This window comes from Acinetobacter sp. WU_MDCI_Abxb74 (assembly GCF_025513915.1).
Classification (GTDB): Bacteria; Pseudomonadota; Gammaproteobacteria; order Pseudomonadales; family Moraxellaceae; genus Acinetobacter; species Acinetobacter calcoaceticus_C.
Genome location: NZ_JAHPRP010000002.1, coordinates 1 through 16,879, shown reverse-complemented (window position 1 = coordinate 16,879; position 16,879 = coordinate 1). Strand labels below are relative to the sequence as shown.

General features: G+C 39.1%; 12 protein-coding genes and 1 pseudogene. 7 read left to right on the top strand and 6 right to left on the bottom strand.

Annotated features, from left to right (window positions below; translation table 11 throughout):
• Nucleotides 1–16 precede the first annotated feature (16 nt).
• Nucleotides 17–553 carry a DOMON-like domain-containing protein gene (locus tag KTH84_RS06165; RefSeq protein ID WP_042898475.1) on the top strand — a complete coding sequence of 179 codons (537 nt, stop codon included), beginning with the start codon at nucleotides 17–19 and terminating at the stop codon, nucleotides 551–553.
• A 59-nt stretch (nucleotides 554–612) separates the two neighbouring features.
• On the opposite strand, the gene KTH84_RS06160 is transcribed toward KTH84_RS06165, so the two are convergent.
• Nucleotides 613–1,200 (bottom strand): hypothetical protein, encoded by a 588-nt coding sequence (locus KTH84_RS06160; RefSeq protein WP_262472501.1) that lies wholly within the window; start codon nucleotides 1,198–1,200, stop codon nucleotides 613–615.
• Nucleotides 1,201–1,229: 29 nt separating this feature from the next.
• Nucleotides 1,230–1,387: pseudogene (locus KTH84_RS06155) on the bottom strand (hypothetical protein).
• 123 nt (nucleotides 1,388–1,510) lie between these two features.
• Here KTH84_RS06155 and carA point away from each other — a divergent pair.
• From carA to KTH84_RS06130, 5 genes are all read left to right on the top strand, one after another.
• Nucleotides 1,511–2,650 carry a glutamine-hydrolyzing carbamoyl-phosphate synthase small subunit gene (carA, locus tag KTH84_RS06150; protein ID WP_262472500.1) on the top strand — a complete coding sequence of 380 codons (1,140 nt, stop codon included), beginning with the start codon at nucleotides 1,511–1,513 and terminating at the stop codon, nucleotides 2,648–2,650.
• Between the two features lie 14 nt (nucleotides 2,651–2,664).
• On the top strand, nucleotides 2,665–5,895 hold the full coding sequence (carB, locus tag KTH84_RS06145) for a carbamoyl-phosphate synthase large subunit (protein WP_133972089.1): 3,231 nt from the start codon (nucleotides 2,665–2,667) through the stop codon (nucleotides 5,893–5,895).
• 87 nt (nucleotides 5,896–5,982) lie between these two features.
• Nucleotides 5,983–6,459 carry a transcription elongation factor GreA gene (gene greA / locus KTH84_RS06140; RefSeq protein WP_003650066.1) on the top strand — a complete coding sequence of 159 codons (477 nt, stop codon included), beginning with the start codon at nucleotides 5,983–5,985 and terminating at the stop codon, nucleotides 6,457–6,459.
• A 74-nt stretch (nucleotides 6,460–6,533) separates the two neighbouring features.
• Complete coding sequence (locus tag KTH84_RS06135; protein ID WP_262472499.1) at nucleotides 6,534–7,172, top strand: CatB-related O-acetyltransferase; 639 nt, start codon at nucleotides 6,534–6,536, stop codon at nucleotides 7,170–7,172.
• Nucleotides 7,173–7,287: 115 nt separating this feature from the next.
• Nucleotides 7,288–7,725: a universal stress protein gene (locus KTH84_RS06130; protein WP_133972085.1), complete on the top strand. Its 438-nt coding sequence runs from the start codon at nucleotides 7,288–7,290 to the stop codon at nucleotides 7,723–7,725.
• A gap of 71 nt (nucleotides 7,726–7,796) precedes the next feature.
• On the opposite strand, the gene KTH84_RS06125 is transcribed toward KTH84_RS06130, so the two are convergent.
• A complete protein-coding gene (locus KTH84_RS06125; RefSeq protein WP_080645654.1) occupies nucleotides 7,797–8,126 on the bottom strand; it encodes an MGMT family protein in 330 nt (109 codons plus the stop codon).
• A gap of 81 nt (nucleotides 8,127–8,207) precedes the next feature.
• Between KTH84_RS06125 and KTH84_RS06120 the strand changes: the two genes are divergently transcribed.
• On the top strand, nucleotides 8,208–8,927 hold the full coding sequence (locus tag KTH84_RS06120; protein WP_262472498.1) for a metalloprotease: 720 nt from the start codon (nucleotides 8,208–8,210) through the stop codon (nucleotides 8,925–8,927).
• Between the two features lie 6 nt (nucleotides 8,928–8,933).
• Here the strand turns inward: KTH84_RS06120 and KTH84_RS06115 are convergent, their stop codons facing one another.
• The 3 genes from KTH84_RS06115 to KTH84_RS06105 form a co-directional block, all read right to left on the bottom strand.
• A complete protein-coding gene (locus KTH84_RS06115) occupies nucleotides 8,934–10,664 on the bottom strand; it encodes a CapA family protein (RefSeq protein WP_262472496.1) in 1,731 nt (576 codons plus the stop codon).
• Nucleotides 10,661–12,316, bottom strand: coding sequence for a poly alpha-glucosyltransferase (locus KTH84_RS06110; protein WP_262472495.1), 1,656 nt, complete (start codon nucleotides 12,314–12,316; stop codon nucleotides 10,661–10,663). The genes KTH84_RS06115 and KTH84_RS06110 overlap by 4 nt, the downstream gene beginning before the upstream one ends.
• A 144-nt stretch (nucleotides 12,317–12,460) precedes the next feature.
• Nucleotides 12,461–16,879: beta strand repeat-containing protein (locus tag KTH84_RS06105; protein WP_262472494.1), on the bottom strand; the 4,419-nt coding region annotated here is incomplete at its 5' end.

Sequence of the window (16,879 nt, the reverse complement as noted above, 5' to 3'; positions counted from 1 at the left end):
TTTAATTTGACAAACTATGGCAAGTTACGAACTTTCAGCTTTTGATCGTTTTTATGCTGTTTCCGTTGTTGGCGCAATTGAACAGCAAGCATCCTCTACTTTAAATATCGGTTTTTGGATTCGTGATCCAAATCAACTTATTGTCTGGCCTCAAGAAGTCTCGGCTCATCCACGTCAAGATTTTTTGTGGGAAGAAACTTGTTTCGAAATTTTTGTTGGCGTGCATGATGAAGATTATTATCGGGAAATTAATCTCTCCCCTTCTCAAGCATGGCAGTCATATCAGTTTGAAGAATATCGCTATCCAGAAAGTATACCTCCCCTTGCTGCTTACGATATTGAACTGAATCATCTCAAGCGCACTCACTATGGCTTAAATGTTAGTCTCGATTTAGGGCAATTTATGCAACAGCATCGCTTGAAATGGTCAAACCTTTATTTAGGTTTAACTACAGTTTTAAAGACTAAAGAAGGTATGCAGTACTATGCAATGCAGCATAGTGGAAAAAGTGCAGATTTCCATAATAAACGTGACTGGTTACATCAGTTCTAAAAATAAAAAAGCGAGAAATTAATTCTCGCTTTTTTATAGCTGGATCAAAGCAGAGATCATTAATTGTCTCGTGCTTTATTCCAAGCTTCGACTGCATTACTTTTAGTACGCTTAATACTTTCACTTAGAGAATCTTTGTGTTTCAAAGAAATCTGACTAATATCACCCTTAAGCTCTTTGCTCACTTTCGTTAAATCTTCAATAAGGGCATTAATTTCTGCTTTCAAAGCATTTTTAAGGTCAGACAATCCTTCTTGTGAAGTACTAAACTGAGCTTTAATCACATCCAGACGTTGTAAAATATCTTGCTTAATCTGAACAAGTTGATTTTGAATGTTCTTATTTAATTCTTGAGTTTCAGCTTCAATTTTCTCTTGAGTCTCGCTTAAAACTTCTTTGACGTGTTCTTGAGTTTCAGTAATTGCTTCTTTTACCTGAGCTTTTGCTTCTGTAGCAACTTCTTTAACTTGCTCAGTTTTTTCAGCAACAGTTTCTTTTACCTGTGCTGTTTTAGCGGTTACTGTTTTTTTAGCCTTAGTTGTAGTAGCAGCTATGGTTTCTTTCACTTCATTAACCTCAGCTTTTACCGACTCAACTACTGCTTGAGTTTTTTCACTCACATCTTTTGAAACTTCATTATTGCTCATACTATTTCCTCATATTGTTTATTTTTTAACTAGCAATACAATAAATCCAGTTCCAAGAATTCCTCATGCAAATTGTTAGACAATTTATCAAAAGTATCTAATTCAGATAAGCGGATATTTTTTTGTAAAAAGCAAGCGATGAATTATATTTTTTAGCAGAAAAGAAATAGACTTTAGAGGGTTCCATGCGTATAATGCGCTGTTAAGTTACAAGCGGGCAGACCGATAGGGAGGGCATGTTTTATCAAAGCATTGCCGATCTTTTTTGGGTCTACTCGCTTTTTTACAGCCGAAATTCAGGAGCTTTGGTTTGAGCATCCCCGCCATTTTAGCCCTCGCAGATGGAACGATCTTTAAAGGAACGTCAATCGGCGCATCGGGAAGTACGACTGGAGAAGTCGTTTTTAACACAGCCATGACAGGCTATCAAGAAATTTTGACTGACCCAAGTTATGCACAACAAATTGTGACATTAACTTACCCTCATATTGGTAACACTGGTTGCAACGCGGAAGACGTTGAATCTGGTCGTATCCATAAAGTATGGGCGAATGGTTTAATTATTCGTGACCTTCCACTACTACACAGTAATTTCCGTGCTGAGCAGTCGTTGAGTGAATATTTGCAAGCGCATAATGTTGTTGCTATTGCAGATATCGATACTCGTAAACTGACTCGTATTTTACGTCAGACTGGCGCTCAAAACGGATGTATCCTTGCTGGCGAAAATATTACGGAAGAAGAGGCAATTGCAAAAGCACGTGCTTTTGGTGGCTTAAATGGTTTAGACCTTGCAAAAGAATGTTGTGATCCAACAGGTTTTGAATGGTCTGAAGGTTCATGGACCTTAGGCCAAGGCTTCTCTCAACCTGAATTAAAATACCATGTAGTTGCATACGATTACGGTGTCAAAACCAACATCTTGCGTATGCTTGCAGATCGCGGTTGCAAACTAACCGTTGTTCCTGCAGAAACTCCGGCTGAAAAAGTATTGGCACTTAATCCGGATGGCGTATTCCTCTCAAATGGTCCTGGCGATCCAGCTGCTTGTGATTACGCGATCGAATCTGTAAAAACTATTGTTGAAACCACAACATTACCTGTATTTGGGATCTGCTTAGGTCACCAAATTCTGGCACTCGCTTCTGGTGCAAAAACTGTAAAAATGAACCATGGTCACCACGGCGCTAACCATCCTGTACAAGATCTTGAAGATGGTACAGTGATGATTACTTCACAGAACCATGGTTTTGCTGTAGATGCAGAAACTTTACCGGCTAACTTAAAAGCAACGCATAAATCATTGTTTGATGGCACCTTACAAGGTATCCACCGTACAGATAAACCAGCTTTCAGCTTCCAAGGTCATCCTGAAGCAAGTCCTGGTCCACATGATTGTGCACCTTTGTTCGATCATTTTATCGAACTTATCGAAGCATCTAAACAGTAATTACGGAGCGAATAATGCCTAAACGTACGGATATTAAAAGCATCTTAATTATTGGTGCTGGCCCGATTGTGATTGGACAGGCATGTGAGTTTGACTACTCAGGTGCTCAAGCGTGTAAAGCACTTCGTGAAGAAGGCTATCGTGTTATTTTGGTTAACTCTAATCCAGCAACCATCATGACAGACCCTTCAATGGCTGATGCAACTTATATTGAGCCGATTACTTGGCAAACAGTTGCACAGATTATTGAAAAAGAACGTCCAGATGCAGTATTACCAACTATGGGTGGTCAAACTGCATTGAACTGTGCCCTCGCACTTGATGAGCATGGCGTTCTTGCTAAATATAATGTTGAATTAATTGGTGCAAGCAAAGAAGCGATTGAGAAAGCCGAAGATCGTAAACTCTTCGATATCGCTATGCGTAAAATTGGCTTGGAATGTCCAAAAGCTGCCATTGCTGAAACAATGGAAGAAGCTTTAACAATCCAGTCACGCTTTGGTTTTCCAGTAATTATCCGTCCATCATTTACAATGGGTGGTTCGGGCGGTGGTATTGCATATAACCGCGAAGAATTCCTTGAAATTTGTGAACGTGGTTTTGACCTCTCTCCTACTCACCAGTTATTGATTGATGAATCTTTAATTGGCTGGAAAGAATACGAAATGGAAGTTGTTCGTGACAAAAACGACAACTGTATTATCGTATGTGCTATCGAAAACTTCGATCCAATGGGCGTCCACACTGGTGATTCAATTACCGTTGCTCCTGCTCAGACATTAACAGATAAAGAATATCAATTGATGCGTAATGCTTCGGTTGCAGTTCTTCGTGAAATTGGTGTTGAAACAGGTGGATCTAACGTTCAGTTCGGTATTAACCCGAAAGACGGACGTATGGTTGTCATTGAGATGAACCCTCGTGTATCTCGTTCATCTGCTCTTGCTTCTAAAGCAACAGGTTTCCCAATCGCAAAAATCGCAGCAAAACTTGCTGTTGGCTACACCCTTGATGAATTGAAAAATGACATCACTGGTGGCGTGACTCCAGCAAGCTTTGAACCATCGATTGACTATGTTGTAACGAAGATTCCTCGTTTTAACTTCGAGAAATTCCCACAAGCAGAACCTGTATTAACCACTCAGATGAAGTCTGTTGGTGAAGTAATGGCAATTGGCCGTAACTTCCAGGAATCTGTACAAAAAGCATTACGTGGTCTTGAAGTTGGTGTAAGCGGTTTTGATGAAAAAATCGAAGCTGGTGCAACAAATGCAAGAGAAACCATTTTAAAAGAGCTTAAAGTTCCAGGCCCTGAGCGTATCTGGTATGTAGCAGATGCTTTCCGTCATGGCTTCTCTTTAGATGAAGTGTTTGAAGCAACCAAAATTGATCGTTGGTTCCTCATTCAAATTCAAGACATTGTTAAAACTGAAGCTGAAGTAAAAACTTTAGGTTTTGGTGACTTAAACGCTGACAATATCCGTGCTTTCAAACGCAAAGGTTTATCTGACCTGCGTATTGCTGACCTCATGGGTATTTCACAAAAGCAATTCCGTAAACAACGTTGGAATTTGGGTGTTTATCCAGTTTACAAACGTGTTGATACATGTGCTGCCGAGTTTGAATCTGGTACTGCATACATGTATTCAACTTACGATGAAGAATGTGAAGCAAATCCATCAAATCGTGACAAGATCATGGTCATTGGTGGTGGTCCAAACCGTATTGGTCAAGGTATCGAATTTGACTACTGCTGTGTACACGCGGCGCTTGCTATGCGTGAAGATGGTTATGAAACAATCATGGTTAACTGTAACCCTGAAACTGTTTCTACTGACTATGACACATCGGACCGTTTGTACTTCGAACCTGTAACACTTGAAGATGTGCTTGAAATTGTACGTACAGAGAAGCCAAAAGGTGTGATCGTACAGTACGGTGGTCAAACTCCTCTTAAATTGGCACGTGCTTTAGAAGAAGCAGGTACACCAATTATTGGTACATCACCAGATGCTATTGACCGTGCAGAAGACCGTGAACGTTTCCAGCAAATGATTCAGCGTTTACAGCTTCGTCAACCAAACAACAGTATTGTAAAATCTGCTGAAGAAGGTATTTCTGAAGCTGCAAAAGTAGGTTATCCGTTAGTTGTTCGCCCATCTTATGTATTAGGTGGTCGTGCAATGGAAATCGTATATAACGAAGAAGAACTTAAACGTTACCTTCGTGAAGCAGTTCAGGCATCTAACGAAGCCCCTGTTCTTCTTGACCGTTTCCTAGATGATGCAACTGAAGTTGATGTTGACTGTGTATCTGACGGTAAAGACGTTGTGATCGGCGGTATCATGCAGCACATCGAACAAGCTGGTATTCACTCAGGTGACTCTGCATGTTCGATTCCTCCTTATTCTTTATCAAAAGAAATTCAGGATGAAATGCGTCGTCAAACTGTTGCGATGGCAAAAGAACTTGGTGTGGTTGGTTTGATGAATGTTCAATTCGCTGTTAAAGGTGATGATGTTTACATTCTTGAAGTTAACCCACGTGCATCACGTACTGTTCCATTCGTATCGAAATGTATTGGTGATTCTTTAGCTAAAGTTGCTGCACGTTGTATGGCAGGTCAATCACTTGAATCTCAAGGATTTACTAAAGAAATCATTCCAAAACACTTTGCTGTGAAAGAAGCTGTTTTCCCATTCGCTAAATTCCAAGGCGTAGATCCAATGCTTGGACCTGAGATGAAATCTACAGGTGAAGTGATGGGTGTGGGTAAAACATTTGGTGAAGCATTCTATAAAGCTGTTTTAGGCTCAAATGAACGCTTACCTGGTTTACCAACCGAAGGCGAAGTAAAAAATGCTTTCTTATCTGTACGTGAATCTGACAAGAAATACATTGTAGATATTGCTAAGAAATTAGTTGCGTATGGCTTCAAGCTTATTGCAACAGGTGGTACATACCAAGTACTTAAAGAAGCAGGTTTAGAATGTGAATCTGTGAATAAAGTAACTGAAGGTCGTCCACATATTGTTGACCGCTTGAAAAATGGTGAAATACACCTTATTGTCAATACAACTGAAGGTAAACAAGCTCAATATGATTCTGCCATGATTCGTCGTGCTGCCCTACAAGGCAAAGTGTATTACACAACGACTATCAATGGTGCTGAAGCTGTTTGCCAAGCCTTTGCTGTGAAATTGCCAATGGATGTATACCGCTTGCAAGATTTAACTGTAGGTTAATTTATTACCGATAAGTCCCGCCACCTTATCGGTGGCGGGATTTTTTCATTTTTTTTACTGTGTTTTCTCAACTTAAGAGGGACCAAAATGCAACGTTATCCAATGACCCCTGAAGGTAAAATTGCCTTAGAGAAAGAATTACAACATTTAAAATCTGTTGAACGTCCACGTATTATTCAGGCGATTGCTGAAGCACGTGAACATGGCGATTTAAAAGAAAATGCAGAATATCATGCTGCTCGTGAACAGCAAGGTTTCTGTGAAGGACGCATCCAAGATATCGAAGGGAAATTGGGTGCAGTTCAAGAAATTGATGTCAAAACACTTGAGCAAAATGGTCGTGTTGTATTTGGTGTGACTGTCACCATTGAAAACTTAGATACCGAAGAACGTAAGACTTATAAAATTGTTGGTGATGACGAAGCAGATTTTAAAATTAATAAAATCTCTGTGAACTCACCAATCGCACGTGGCCTTTTGAGTAAGAGTGAAGGCGATGAAGTAAAAATCGTGACTCCTCAAGGCGAAGTCGAATATGAAATCGTAAGTGTAGAATATCTCTAAGATAATACACAACTAGCCCCTCTTTATGAGGGGTTTTTATTCAATACCATTGATATATTTTTGGGAAATCACAAATGGATAATTCTTTAATTAACACCCCAGTTCGTCATTGGTGTGAATTTGAATTTATCCATAAAACGGTTAAAAACCCGAATATTCATATTAAAGGCAATTATTCCTACTATTCAGCCTATTGGGACCAAGGTTTTGAGCGTTGTGTGGTACGTTATTTACATGACAAAGCCTCAACACCTGACAAACCGATTGATCAACTTTATATTGGTAATTTCGTTTGCTTTGGCGCTGAATGTGTAATCATGATGGGCGGTAACCAACTTCATCGACCAGACTGGATTTCGACTTTCCCTTTTGATACGCGTAGCTTCTTAGCGGCTGGTAATACAATTATTGCTGATGGTTGCTGGATTGGCAGTCGCGCAATGATTATGCAAGGTGTCAAACTTGGTGAAGGTGCAGTGGTTGCAACTGGAGCTGTAGTAACTAAAGATGTTCCGCCCTATGCAATTGTAGGTGGCGTGCCTGCGAAAATTATTAAATATCGCTTTCCTCAAGAACAAATCGATAAACTGCTTGCTTTAAAACTTTATGATTTAGATGAGAAGCAAATTCTGAAAATACGTGAATATTTACAAACTGATGATATAAATGCTTTATCTAGCCATATAGAAAATTTGCGACTTTATAAAAAATAGAGCTATAAAATTGAATGTTATAAAACACAAATGATTACGTGCTTGAATTTAAATCGTCAAAAAATAAGTATAAAGTATTGAATAAATAAGCATCATTACAATAAGGAAAAGACTCATGTTATATCAACATATTCTTGTACCAATTGACGGTTCTGAAACTTCTGTAGTCGCCATGAATGAAGCGATTAAACTCGCAAAAGCTATAAATAGCAAAATTACCGTAGTGCAAGTTATGGCTCTTGACCCATATATTGCCGATGCCTACGTAAAAACTGGGCAAACTAACGAATTAATTGAACGCACAAGAACTTATTTACTCGACATTTTAGAACAAGCAAAACAAAAATTTGCTAATGAAGGCATTACTGTCGAAGCCAAACTACTTGAAGGTTTTGTCGTACATGAAGAAATTATTCAGGCTGCTCAAGACTTAAAGGCAGATCTGATTGTTATGGGTTCACATGGTCGTACTGGTGTCCGAAAACTGGTGCTGGGTAGCGTTGCACAAAAAGTCTTAGGCGAAAGTCATATTCCTGTTTTGATTGTTCGATAATTTCCATATTGCCTATCTTGTTGATCTTAATAATTTAGGCATTATTTTTAATCAACAACCTTTAAGTCAATTTAAGGCTGCCAAGCAAATTGCTTTAAATTGACTTTACTATTTAATAAGTAAACTCCTTCAGCTTCTAGCTTTAATTGTTGAACATTTTCACCCTTTTCATTAAATTTGCTTAGGCTAATTTTGCCTTGAGAATTAATAACCCGATACCAAGGGACTTGATGATCTGCTTCAAGATGTTTCAAAACATAGCCGACTAATCTGGCATGTTTAGGTAAACCTGCCATACGAGCGACTTGCCCATAAGTTGCAACTTTTCCGTAAGGAATCAAAGCAATGACTTCTAAAATCTGCCGATGTAGTTCATACTGAGTTGTCAAAATGGACTCCATAAAAATTGACATTCTTCATATCATATAAAAAAATTTGACTAAAATTAAATGTATTCCAAGGTAGGTTTGAGGGAGATCTGCATGAAAAAAGCCATACTGGTAGTCACTGGAACTTTACTATGTATTTCTTGTACTACTCGCCCCCCTATTCTTCCTTCAGGGGAAATACCTAAGGTAGCTACAGATGGCCGTCCTATCGTTCCAGTCACTTTCGTTTTTACCACCGATTCTCCAGAAGCTACAAAGTTTGATAATTACCAACAAATGCGGAAAGAAATTAAAATATTAAATAAATATTATGTAGATGATAAAAATAATAAGATTTTTAAGTTCAAATTAAACCGTTATATCCCATATGAACAGTTCATTCAGTTACGATGTGACCTTAAGCAGCAAATTAATCAGCCCTATCCTATTTCCCTCGAAACGATTCCGGCAAGCATAAAGACCTGTTTTCCAAAACGGACTGCTAGCAAGGAAGTCATTGTTTTCATTTATGATGCGTATTCGCCCAAATGGAAATTTGCAGATGTAACCAGTAGAGCTTTTCGCAACAATGGTGAACCCTTTGTTTTGTTAGACTGGAACCGCCTAAATTATAATATTCAGGCTGGTAGCGTACATGAAATGGGACATGTGTTTGGACTAAAACATGTTTGTGCGCCGAATGCTACAAAACGTACGCCAACAAATATTATGGCAAGTGCTGAATGTAAACGTGGTAGCGGTGGGCTTAGGAATTTAGGTTTTACACCTGTGCAACTTCAAACAATTTTATCGAATTATCAAAGTTATCCTTAAAATATTTTAAAAACCAAGCTCTACATAAAAACCTAATTTATCTTGAGCCAAACTATAATTTTCATGGGCAAGTAATGAAGTCATATAACTGCTGGCCTTTGAAAAATCTTCCTCATTGACTGGATATGGCTGCCAAAATGTTTTCAAATTATTGGTATAGATCGGATATAAACTAAGGCGATCTTTTGACAAATCTAGCCGTGCTATACATCCATATGGTAGAGCATTGTGCTCTGCATACTCACCGTTACTATTAAAAACTGCATTGCCAATACCAAATACTACAGGCTTTTGATGAATGAATTGAACGGGCTGAACAGTGTGAGCACCATGACCAATCACAAGGTCAGCCCCAGCTTGGGTCAAAATATTGGCGAGTTTACTTTGTTCTTTTGTAATCGGCTTAAAATCCATGCCCCAATGACAAATAACGATGACTTTATGGTGAGAATTAGCCAACTTATAACGGCTTATTTGTTCAAGCAAAACTCCATTTAGACAAGCCACCCCACTCTTATCGCCTAAGGCATAAAAATCATAATCTAGATACGCTGTATCTCTGTGCCAATAGCCATTAAAAATAGCATAATGCTTGTTATTAAACGTAATTTCAAAGTAACTATGGGCATCTTTTTGGTTCAATCCTGCGCCAATATAAGAAATTTTGGCCTGATCAAATTGTTGTAATGTATAAGCTAATCCGCGATCCCCATAATCTTTTAGATGATTATTGGCCAGCACAACATGATTAAGGTGAATATTCTTAAACTCTGCTAATGTTTTTTCAGCTTCAGCTTTAAGAATAAATGGCTTTTTACGCACTAATGGTGATTGATCTTCTAAAGAAAATACTGCTTCAAAGTTAGCAATATTTAAGTCACTTTCACATAAAAAGGCTTTTATTTTTTCGAATGAATGGCTGTATCCATATTGTTGTAGAGCATCTCTTTGGCCCTTAGATTTACGTTTTTCTGTATAGAACTCCCCAAAGTAAGTATCTCCCAAAATGTTGATCATGCCACTTTGAGTAGAGCAAACTTTAGCTTTTACGTTCTGCTCTTGAAAGCAGTGGTAGTAAGGAACCAAATGTTCAATTCGATGAATATCATCTAAAAATGAAAAGAAACCGATGGTCTGGTTTTCTTCAAAGAACGTCAGATAAATTGTTCTAAATGAATTAGAAAGATATAAGACCGTTACGACTGACTGAGCCATTAATGGCGTCTGGGGAAGATAAGGCTTTCCTTTAAAAATAAGCTCTTTAGTAAAGAAAACTTTTCTGATTTCAGCTGGATAGGTATAAATATTTTTGACTAATAAAAACAAATGTTTTAGCTGATTTTGGATACCTTCATTTTTTATGGTTAAGTTATAGGTAGCAGCTCTTTCAGACAAAATTAAAGTTGCTTGTCCAGTTGTACCAAAAAGCATATTACTTAAAGCATTTTTTACATCTGCTGCTTGGGTAAAAATTAAGAACTGTAATAGCTCAGTAAAGGTGTAATGTTCAGAGGGTTTTAAGCCCAGAGTTTGCTGACCTATGTGCTCAAGTATTTGGTCAGGCACAACATACACATCTTGAGCCTGTATATTTTTTTGCTGAAATTGCTCTAATGCATAGTCGATAAGTAATAGCGTTGAAATATCATCATCAAATTCGAATTGCCATAAAGTTTCATCAAAACTTGTAGTATCGACATGTGCTAATAATTTGATCTCAACGGGTTGATACTTCATGGCTCATCACCCTTGTAATCTTTAACGTAGGCGATGTAACCCGACAAGTTATGTTCTTGGTCATCAATCCGCACTCGAAAACGGTCATGTCGAATATAAAATGTATGTAAAATTTTATCTGGCCGCGCCATATACATAGCCATTTCTGGATAGAAAAATCCAGTGGTTTGAAAATCAGCTCTAAACTCAATTAGCTTTTGAAGCTCAGGCATATAAGCTTGCTCAAAAAGCGCTGTACGCCCCTGCTCTTTTAAACGGCTCACCATTTTATAAGCAGCCATTAACATCTCTAACAAAGTTGCATATGTCGTTTTTCGATTTCGAATAAAAATAAAATGTTTTAAATAATTATTTAAACCAAAAATAAAATATTTATCTTCAGGACATATTTTAGTGAGTTCATTGGTACAGTAACTTAACCAATGATCATGATATTTCTCATATCTATTTTTAATAAAATATTCAAACATTAACTTAACCGTTTCTAATAATCTAGAATCTTGGTTAATTTGGTATAAACGTAATAAAGCTAAAGCAGCTTCACCGTCATAATAAATAATCCTGAATTTTTCTTTTAAATCATAATCTGGATAATTTAATACATGATTCGTTGATCCATTTGAATCTACTAGCGTTAAAATACCTTTTGCGAGTTTCTCTGCATATTTTTGATAATCAGTTTTTTGGGTAATTTCTTGATATTTTGTTAGCATTAAAATAGCTGCCGCATTAGCACCCAGTTTAATTTCCAACTCCCCTTCTTTTCCATCAATCATAAAAGCGGTTGATGAATCTTTTTCTTTATAAAAGTTGGTCAGTGCATAGTGAATCGCGGCATGAATTTTAGGCCAATATTCAGGCTTATTTTGCACCTCAAATGTTTCTAGTAAGGCATACGCCGAGGTACAATGACGTACCGTATTGTAGTTACGAATGTCCCGATCATAGGCAGAAAAATAGCCATAAATAAATTTGCCATTTTCTTGAATCTGGTCATGTAGAAATGCAGAGTTTTGCTCAATTAACTGCTTAAAATGCTGTTTCTTATTGTTTGAAATTCCTCTAATACCATTTACATCATAGCGACTCGCTAAATTAATGAATTGACCATTTTCATAAAATGCTCCGTAGGTATCAAAAGTCCAAATGTCTTGCAACTCTTGTAGTTTAATCTGCGGTTTTGTAGCGTTATATTTTTGCTTAACTGCATAATTCAGATTGGTTTCATCAAAGAAGTTCGGCTTGTCGTAGCTCAAGCCTCGAATAATTGCTTTTCCATAGATCTCTTGTTCAAGAAAAGCCACCGAACAGTGTTCATCAAAGCCAATGCCTTTACGGTAATGGTTGTTGTGAAATTGATGGTGGACCTGTTGTTCTACTTCTTTCCACACCTGTTGCATTAAATTATATGTGATATCGATTTTTATATAATCAGCGAGTGGTGCCTGTGTAAATTGGTCATTAATAAAATCTAATAATTGTTTTTTAGCCTGCTCTAAATTGGTTTTCTCACTGTGCCATACGCTACATCTTTGGTCTTTGGGGCCATAAGATAAAAATAAAATAATATCCTGTTTAAGACTCGGAACGTGCTTAACAACTTGTTCTAACCAAAGGTTAAGTTGTCTTTGGAAATTTAAAAATGCCGTCACTCGAATTCAGTCCCTAATTGTTTGTTGTTCTATAAAGCGCTAATCAAGCATCATATCATGCCCCTTCTAAAAGCAAAGTTAACGTATTGTTTAAACATAAAAAAAGAGCCCGAAGGCCCTTTTTTCTATAAGTCGATTGTCAGATTAGAAAATGATTTGACCATTGTTGATCAAGTCATTCAATGTGACTGGGCCTGTGAGGTTAGTCAATTGAAGCAATGGTGTTTCAGTATAAGTACCTTCTAATACTAGTCCACCATCACGGTCTACGCTGATTGTGGCAGTTTGCGTACCAGCATCGTAGCTTACTGACACATATTGACCGATTGTTAAGTTAGATTGAGAACCAATTAACAAGTTACTCAAGTCAATCTTATCAGCCTGATCATCAGTTGTAGTATCCCCTACATGGAAGTCAGTCCATATATCTACACCACCACCTGTTGTGTTACCGCCAGTTGCGTTAGTGACACTCGCAGCTGTTAATGTGTTGTAGATCAAGGTATCCGATCCGTTACCAAGAGCAAATGTGTCATTTGCCGCAGTGCTTACTGCAAGGCTATTCAACTCTTGACTCAAGTTAATTGTCAATGAAGAAGGATATTCAGTACCATCAATCACCGAAACTAATTTGTAATCAATCACATCAACTGTCGCATTAGCAGCACTGTCTAATGGTTTGTAGAAGTAAGAACCATCATTGTATAGATACAATGTGCCTTCACCAGTATTCACTCCTTGACCAGCAGCTAGCTCATATGTGCCAGTTGTTGAGTTCATTACATAGAGCTGAGTACCTTCTACGACATCATTAGTAAGTACGTTGCCAGTAATCCAGTCTGTTTGTCCATCTGGTGTGTATTGGTCTAGATGTGTAGTTGTTGTATTCACTACAGTATCTAGAGTTACGTTACCAATTGATATCAAACTAGATAAGCTGAATTGTACTCGGTATAGGCCTTCTGACAGATGAGCCACTGAATCAGATAAAGCAGGTGCACCAAGAACGCCAGCTAAAGCAGTTTGAGAGCCAGAGTACACTGTATCTACCCAAGTTGTGCCACCATCTGTAGAACGTTGAATTACATAACCTACAGTTGGCAAGGCTGATAAACTTAAAGTAGCTGTATAAAGCATCTGTAGATTAACATCCGCTACAGTATTAGCAGCTACAGTAAAGTTATTTGACAACACAGTATTACTATTATCAAAAAGACTAATTGAAACATTCGGACTTGTTACATCCACAAGTGGATCTACCACTGGTGCCATACTGATCGTTGCATCATCTGTATCAGCTGTTACAGCAGGTGTTGGAAGTGTAGCGTCTGCCGAAGGATCCGCTGTGTTCCAGGTTACATCAACATCTGGTGAACCAACTTGAACATGTAATGTAGCTGTATCAGTTCTACCGGTCACTGGGTCTGTGACGGTGTAAGTGAAGCTATCAACTTTACCTACATTCGCCATATTTGCAGTTGCTTGGTAACTATAAGTACCATCTGCACCAATAGTCAGAGTTCCGTATGCACCAACAATCGTTGCTGGGGTACCTGCTACAACCGCAGACGTATTACCATTTTCAGCTGTAACCGTAGTTACTACTGAAGTTGTCGTAATGTAGTCTGGTACATAGTTTGTACCGTAAACAGCAGAATTATCATCAGCAAGTACGTTACCAATCACAGGATCAACAACCAGTACAGGAGGCTGAGTAATATCACCATGATTTAGTGTGATATCCGCAGTAACACTACCTAGAGCTGTTAGAAGTGTGTTGCTTTCCATGAACAATTCATAAGTACCGGCACTTAAGTTATCAATCTTGAATTGAACTTCAGAACCAAAGATACCTAACAAATCAATCACGCCAGTATCAGAACTATCAGCAACTACAGTACGCGTGCCATCTGGATTTAATCGTGTTAATACCACATGTAAACCATCAACAACCGTTGCAACCGAACCAAAGTTCACTGCAATAATGGCATCAGTAAGGTTACCTGGGTCAACTGTAAATGTTGCAGTACCTTCTTTAGAACCGATAACAATTCCACCTACACCGAGTAACCAGTTATAGCTGATCGCATTATCAAGTACCTCAGTTGTTACTGGGTACACCATGTCTATTTCAGCCGAAGCAACGTTATCCATTGCATCTACTGGAAGCGGACTAGTAATTACAGCTGGTTGAGATGGATCTGCATCGTTCCAAGTCATATCTACACTGTCACTGTCAAGGCGGACATAAAGTGTTGCCTCAGAAGTGTTACCTGTTACTGGATCAAGCAAGGTGTAGGTAAATTGATCTACCTGACCAAGGTTTGCCCCATTTACAGTTGGTGTATATGTATAGTTACCATCTTGATCGATCACCAAGGTACCGTAAGTACCAACAATTGTTGCACCAGTAGCTGGATCAACAGCAACACCGTTAACTTGAGAGATCACAGCACTGCTGCTTGCCGCATCAACTTCACCAGTGAGGCTTGCATCTTTGATGACATTACCAGAGATCGGTTCAACAGAGTAACCAGCCACGATGTATGGATTATAGACATCCATCGTACCAGTTAATGTTCCGCCTAAGCCTATGCCTAGCAAACCTTCATATCCGATAAATGCACGGTACTGACCAGCATCCAATCCTTCAAGCACGGCTGTTGGTGTACCACCGATGAGTGATAGATCGATAAGCGAAGCTTCTGGATTAGTTCCACCAATGGATACCCATTGCCCTGTTGCTTCATCAAACTTCTGAACAACAATCGCATAATCACTGAGTAAATCGGCAGTGATTATCGCATCGAATGTGAACGTTGCTGTACCTTCACGGTTTGGATCAACAGTAAATTCAATTGCCTCGTTACCAAGCAATTGTAAATCCAGACCAGCCAACGATACGGCTGCAAGATAAGATGCATCTCCAAGAGCTACATCATCTGCAACAAGCAATGGCTCTGGGTTAATTTCTGCCGTTACTACATTGTCTACCGCTTTCACAGAGCTCAATTGAATATTGAGATTTGCTTGAGCAGTATCACCAGTTAGAGGATCAGTTAATGTGTAGACAAACACATCTGTTTGACCAACTCCAGCGGAATCTAAGTTAGGTGTGTAAGTGTATGTACCGTCTGGGTCAATTACCAAAGTACCATACAACCCGTTGATCACTGTATCTACCGCTGTAACAGGCTGACCATTTACCGCTGTAACTACAGTCGTAGGAGTTACGATGTCTATTTCACCACCGGTATTAATATCAGTAATAACATTACCATCGGCAACTTCGGTGTAGTATCCGCCTACTTGTGTCGTATCATAGACATCCATTGTCCCTGTTAAGGTACCAAGTAAACCGATGCCTAGAAGACCGTTGTAAGTCATGAATGCACGGTATTGACCTTCTTCTAGACCCTCAAGAACCACACCAGGAGTTGAGCCTAGTAAAGTAAGATCAAGGATATCAGCTTCACCACCGCCATAGACCGAAGTCCATTCGCCTGTTGCGGTGTCAAATTTCTGAACAACTAGCGAGTAGTCAGATAGTGCATCTACACCAATTAAGGCACTGTAGGTAAAGGTCGCATTGCCTTCTTGACCAGCACCCACTGTAAAATCAATTGCTTCAGAACCAAGCTGTAAATCAAGTCCAGCAAGTGAAACCAAGGCTAGGTAAGTTTCGCTACCTAAAGAGGCATCATCTTGTACAAGCAATGGTTGAGGAGCAAGTACGGCTGTATCAGTGTTATCAAAGGCAACAATAGAACTTGCAAGAGTATAAGTTTGTGTATCTTGAAGAGTACTACTGTTTCCAGCGAGGTCTGTGAAGGTAGCCGTAGCATCAACTGTTAAGTCTGTATCCACTGCAAGGCCACTACCTGCTACGTCAACGGTCCAAGTACCTGCTGCTGTATCTACTGTCGCAACGTATTCAACACCATTTACAGTTACCACAACACCTGTTGTGACCGCATCCGCAGGTATGTTGGTCAACGTACCCGTTAAGGTCACAGTTCCGCCAGCTTCGGTGGCATCTAGGATGTTATCAGCAGTAACTGGGTCAATTGCTAACACTGTTGTAGTGATATCTGGTGGAGTAACATCGAGTGTTACTATCACGTCTGCATCTGCAACATCTACGTTACCTTGTGCATCTACAGCCTCAGCGTGAATCACAATCTGACCAGTCACAGGATCTGCCGCTGTTGCCGCAAGAGTTGCTGTGATAAAGCCATTTGTAAGGTCAGCTGCTGTTACGGTGTAGTTAGTACCGTTAACATTGACCACTGTGCCATCAATTGCATCTGGTCCCAATGCCACTTGTGCATTGAAAGTACCGTCTGTACCAAGTTCCGCAGCGTTTAAGATACCGTCGCCATTTAAGTCTTCAGGAACCGTAATTGCTGTAATCAGGTCTTGTGGAGTTGTGTCGATGGTTAAGGTCACGTCTGCATCTGCAACATCTACGTTACCTTGCGCATCTACAGCCTCAGCGTGAATCACAATCTGACCAGTCACAGGATCTGCCGCTGTTGCCGCAAGAGTTGCTGTGATAAAGCC

Excerpts from the sequence above, each read along its gene's own strand:
- KTH84_RS06165 (WP_042898475.1), top strand. The coding sequence starts at position 17 with ATGGCAAGTTACGAACTTTCAGCTTTTGATCGTTTTTATGCTGTTTCC.
- carB (WP_133972089.1), top strand. The coding sequence starts at position 2,665 with ATGCCTAAACGTACGGATATTAAAAGCATCTTAATTATTGGTGCTGGC.
- KTH84_RS06125 (WP_080645654.1), bottom strand. The coding sequence starts at position 8,126 with ATGGAGTCCATTTTGACAACTCAGTATGAACTACATCGGCAGATTTTA.
- KTH84_RS06135 (WP_262472499.1), top strand. The coding sequence starts at position 6,534 with ATGGATAATTCTTTAATTAACACCCCAGTTCGTCATTGGTGTGAATTT.
- KTH84_RS06115 (WP_262472496.1), bottom strand. The coding sequence starts at position 10,664 with ATGAAGTATCAACCCGTTGAGATCAAATTATTAGCACATGTCGATACT.
- greA (WP_003650066.1), top strand. The coding sequence starts at position 5,983 with ATGCAACGTTATCCAATGACCCCTGAAGGTAAAATTGCCTTAGAGAAA.
- KTH84_RS06120 (WP_262472498.1), top strand. The coding sequence starts at position 8,208 with ATGAAAAAAGCCATACTGGTAGTCACTGGAACTTTACTATGTATTTCT.
- KTH84_RS06130 (WP_133972085.1), top strand. The coding sequence starts at position 7,288 with ATGTTATATCAACATATTCTTGTACCAATTGACGGTTCTGAAACTTCT.
- KTH84_RS06160 (WP_262472501.1), bottom strand. The coding sequence starts at position 1,200 with ATGAGCAATAATGAAGTTTCAAAAGATGTGAGTGAAAAAACTCAAGCA.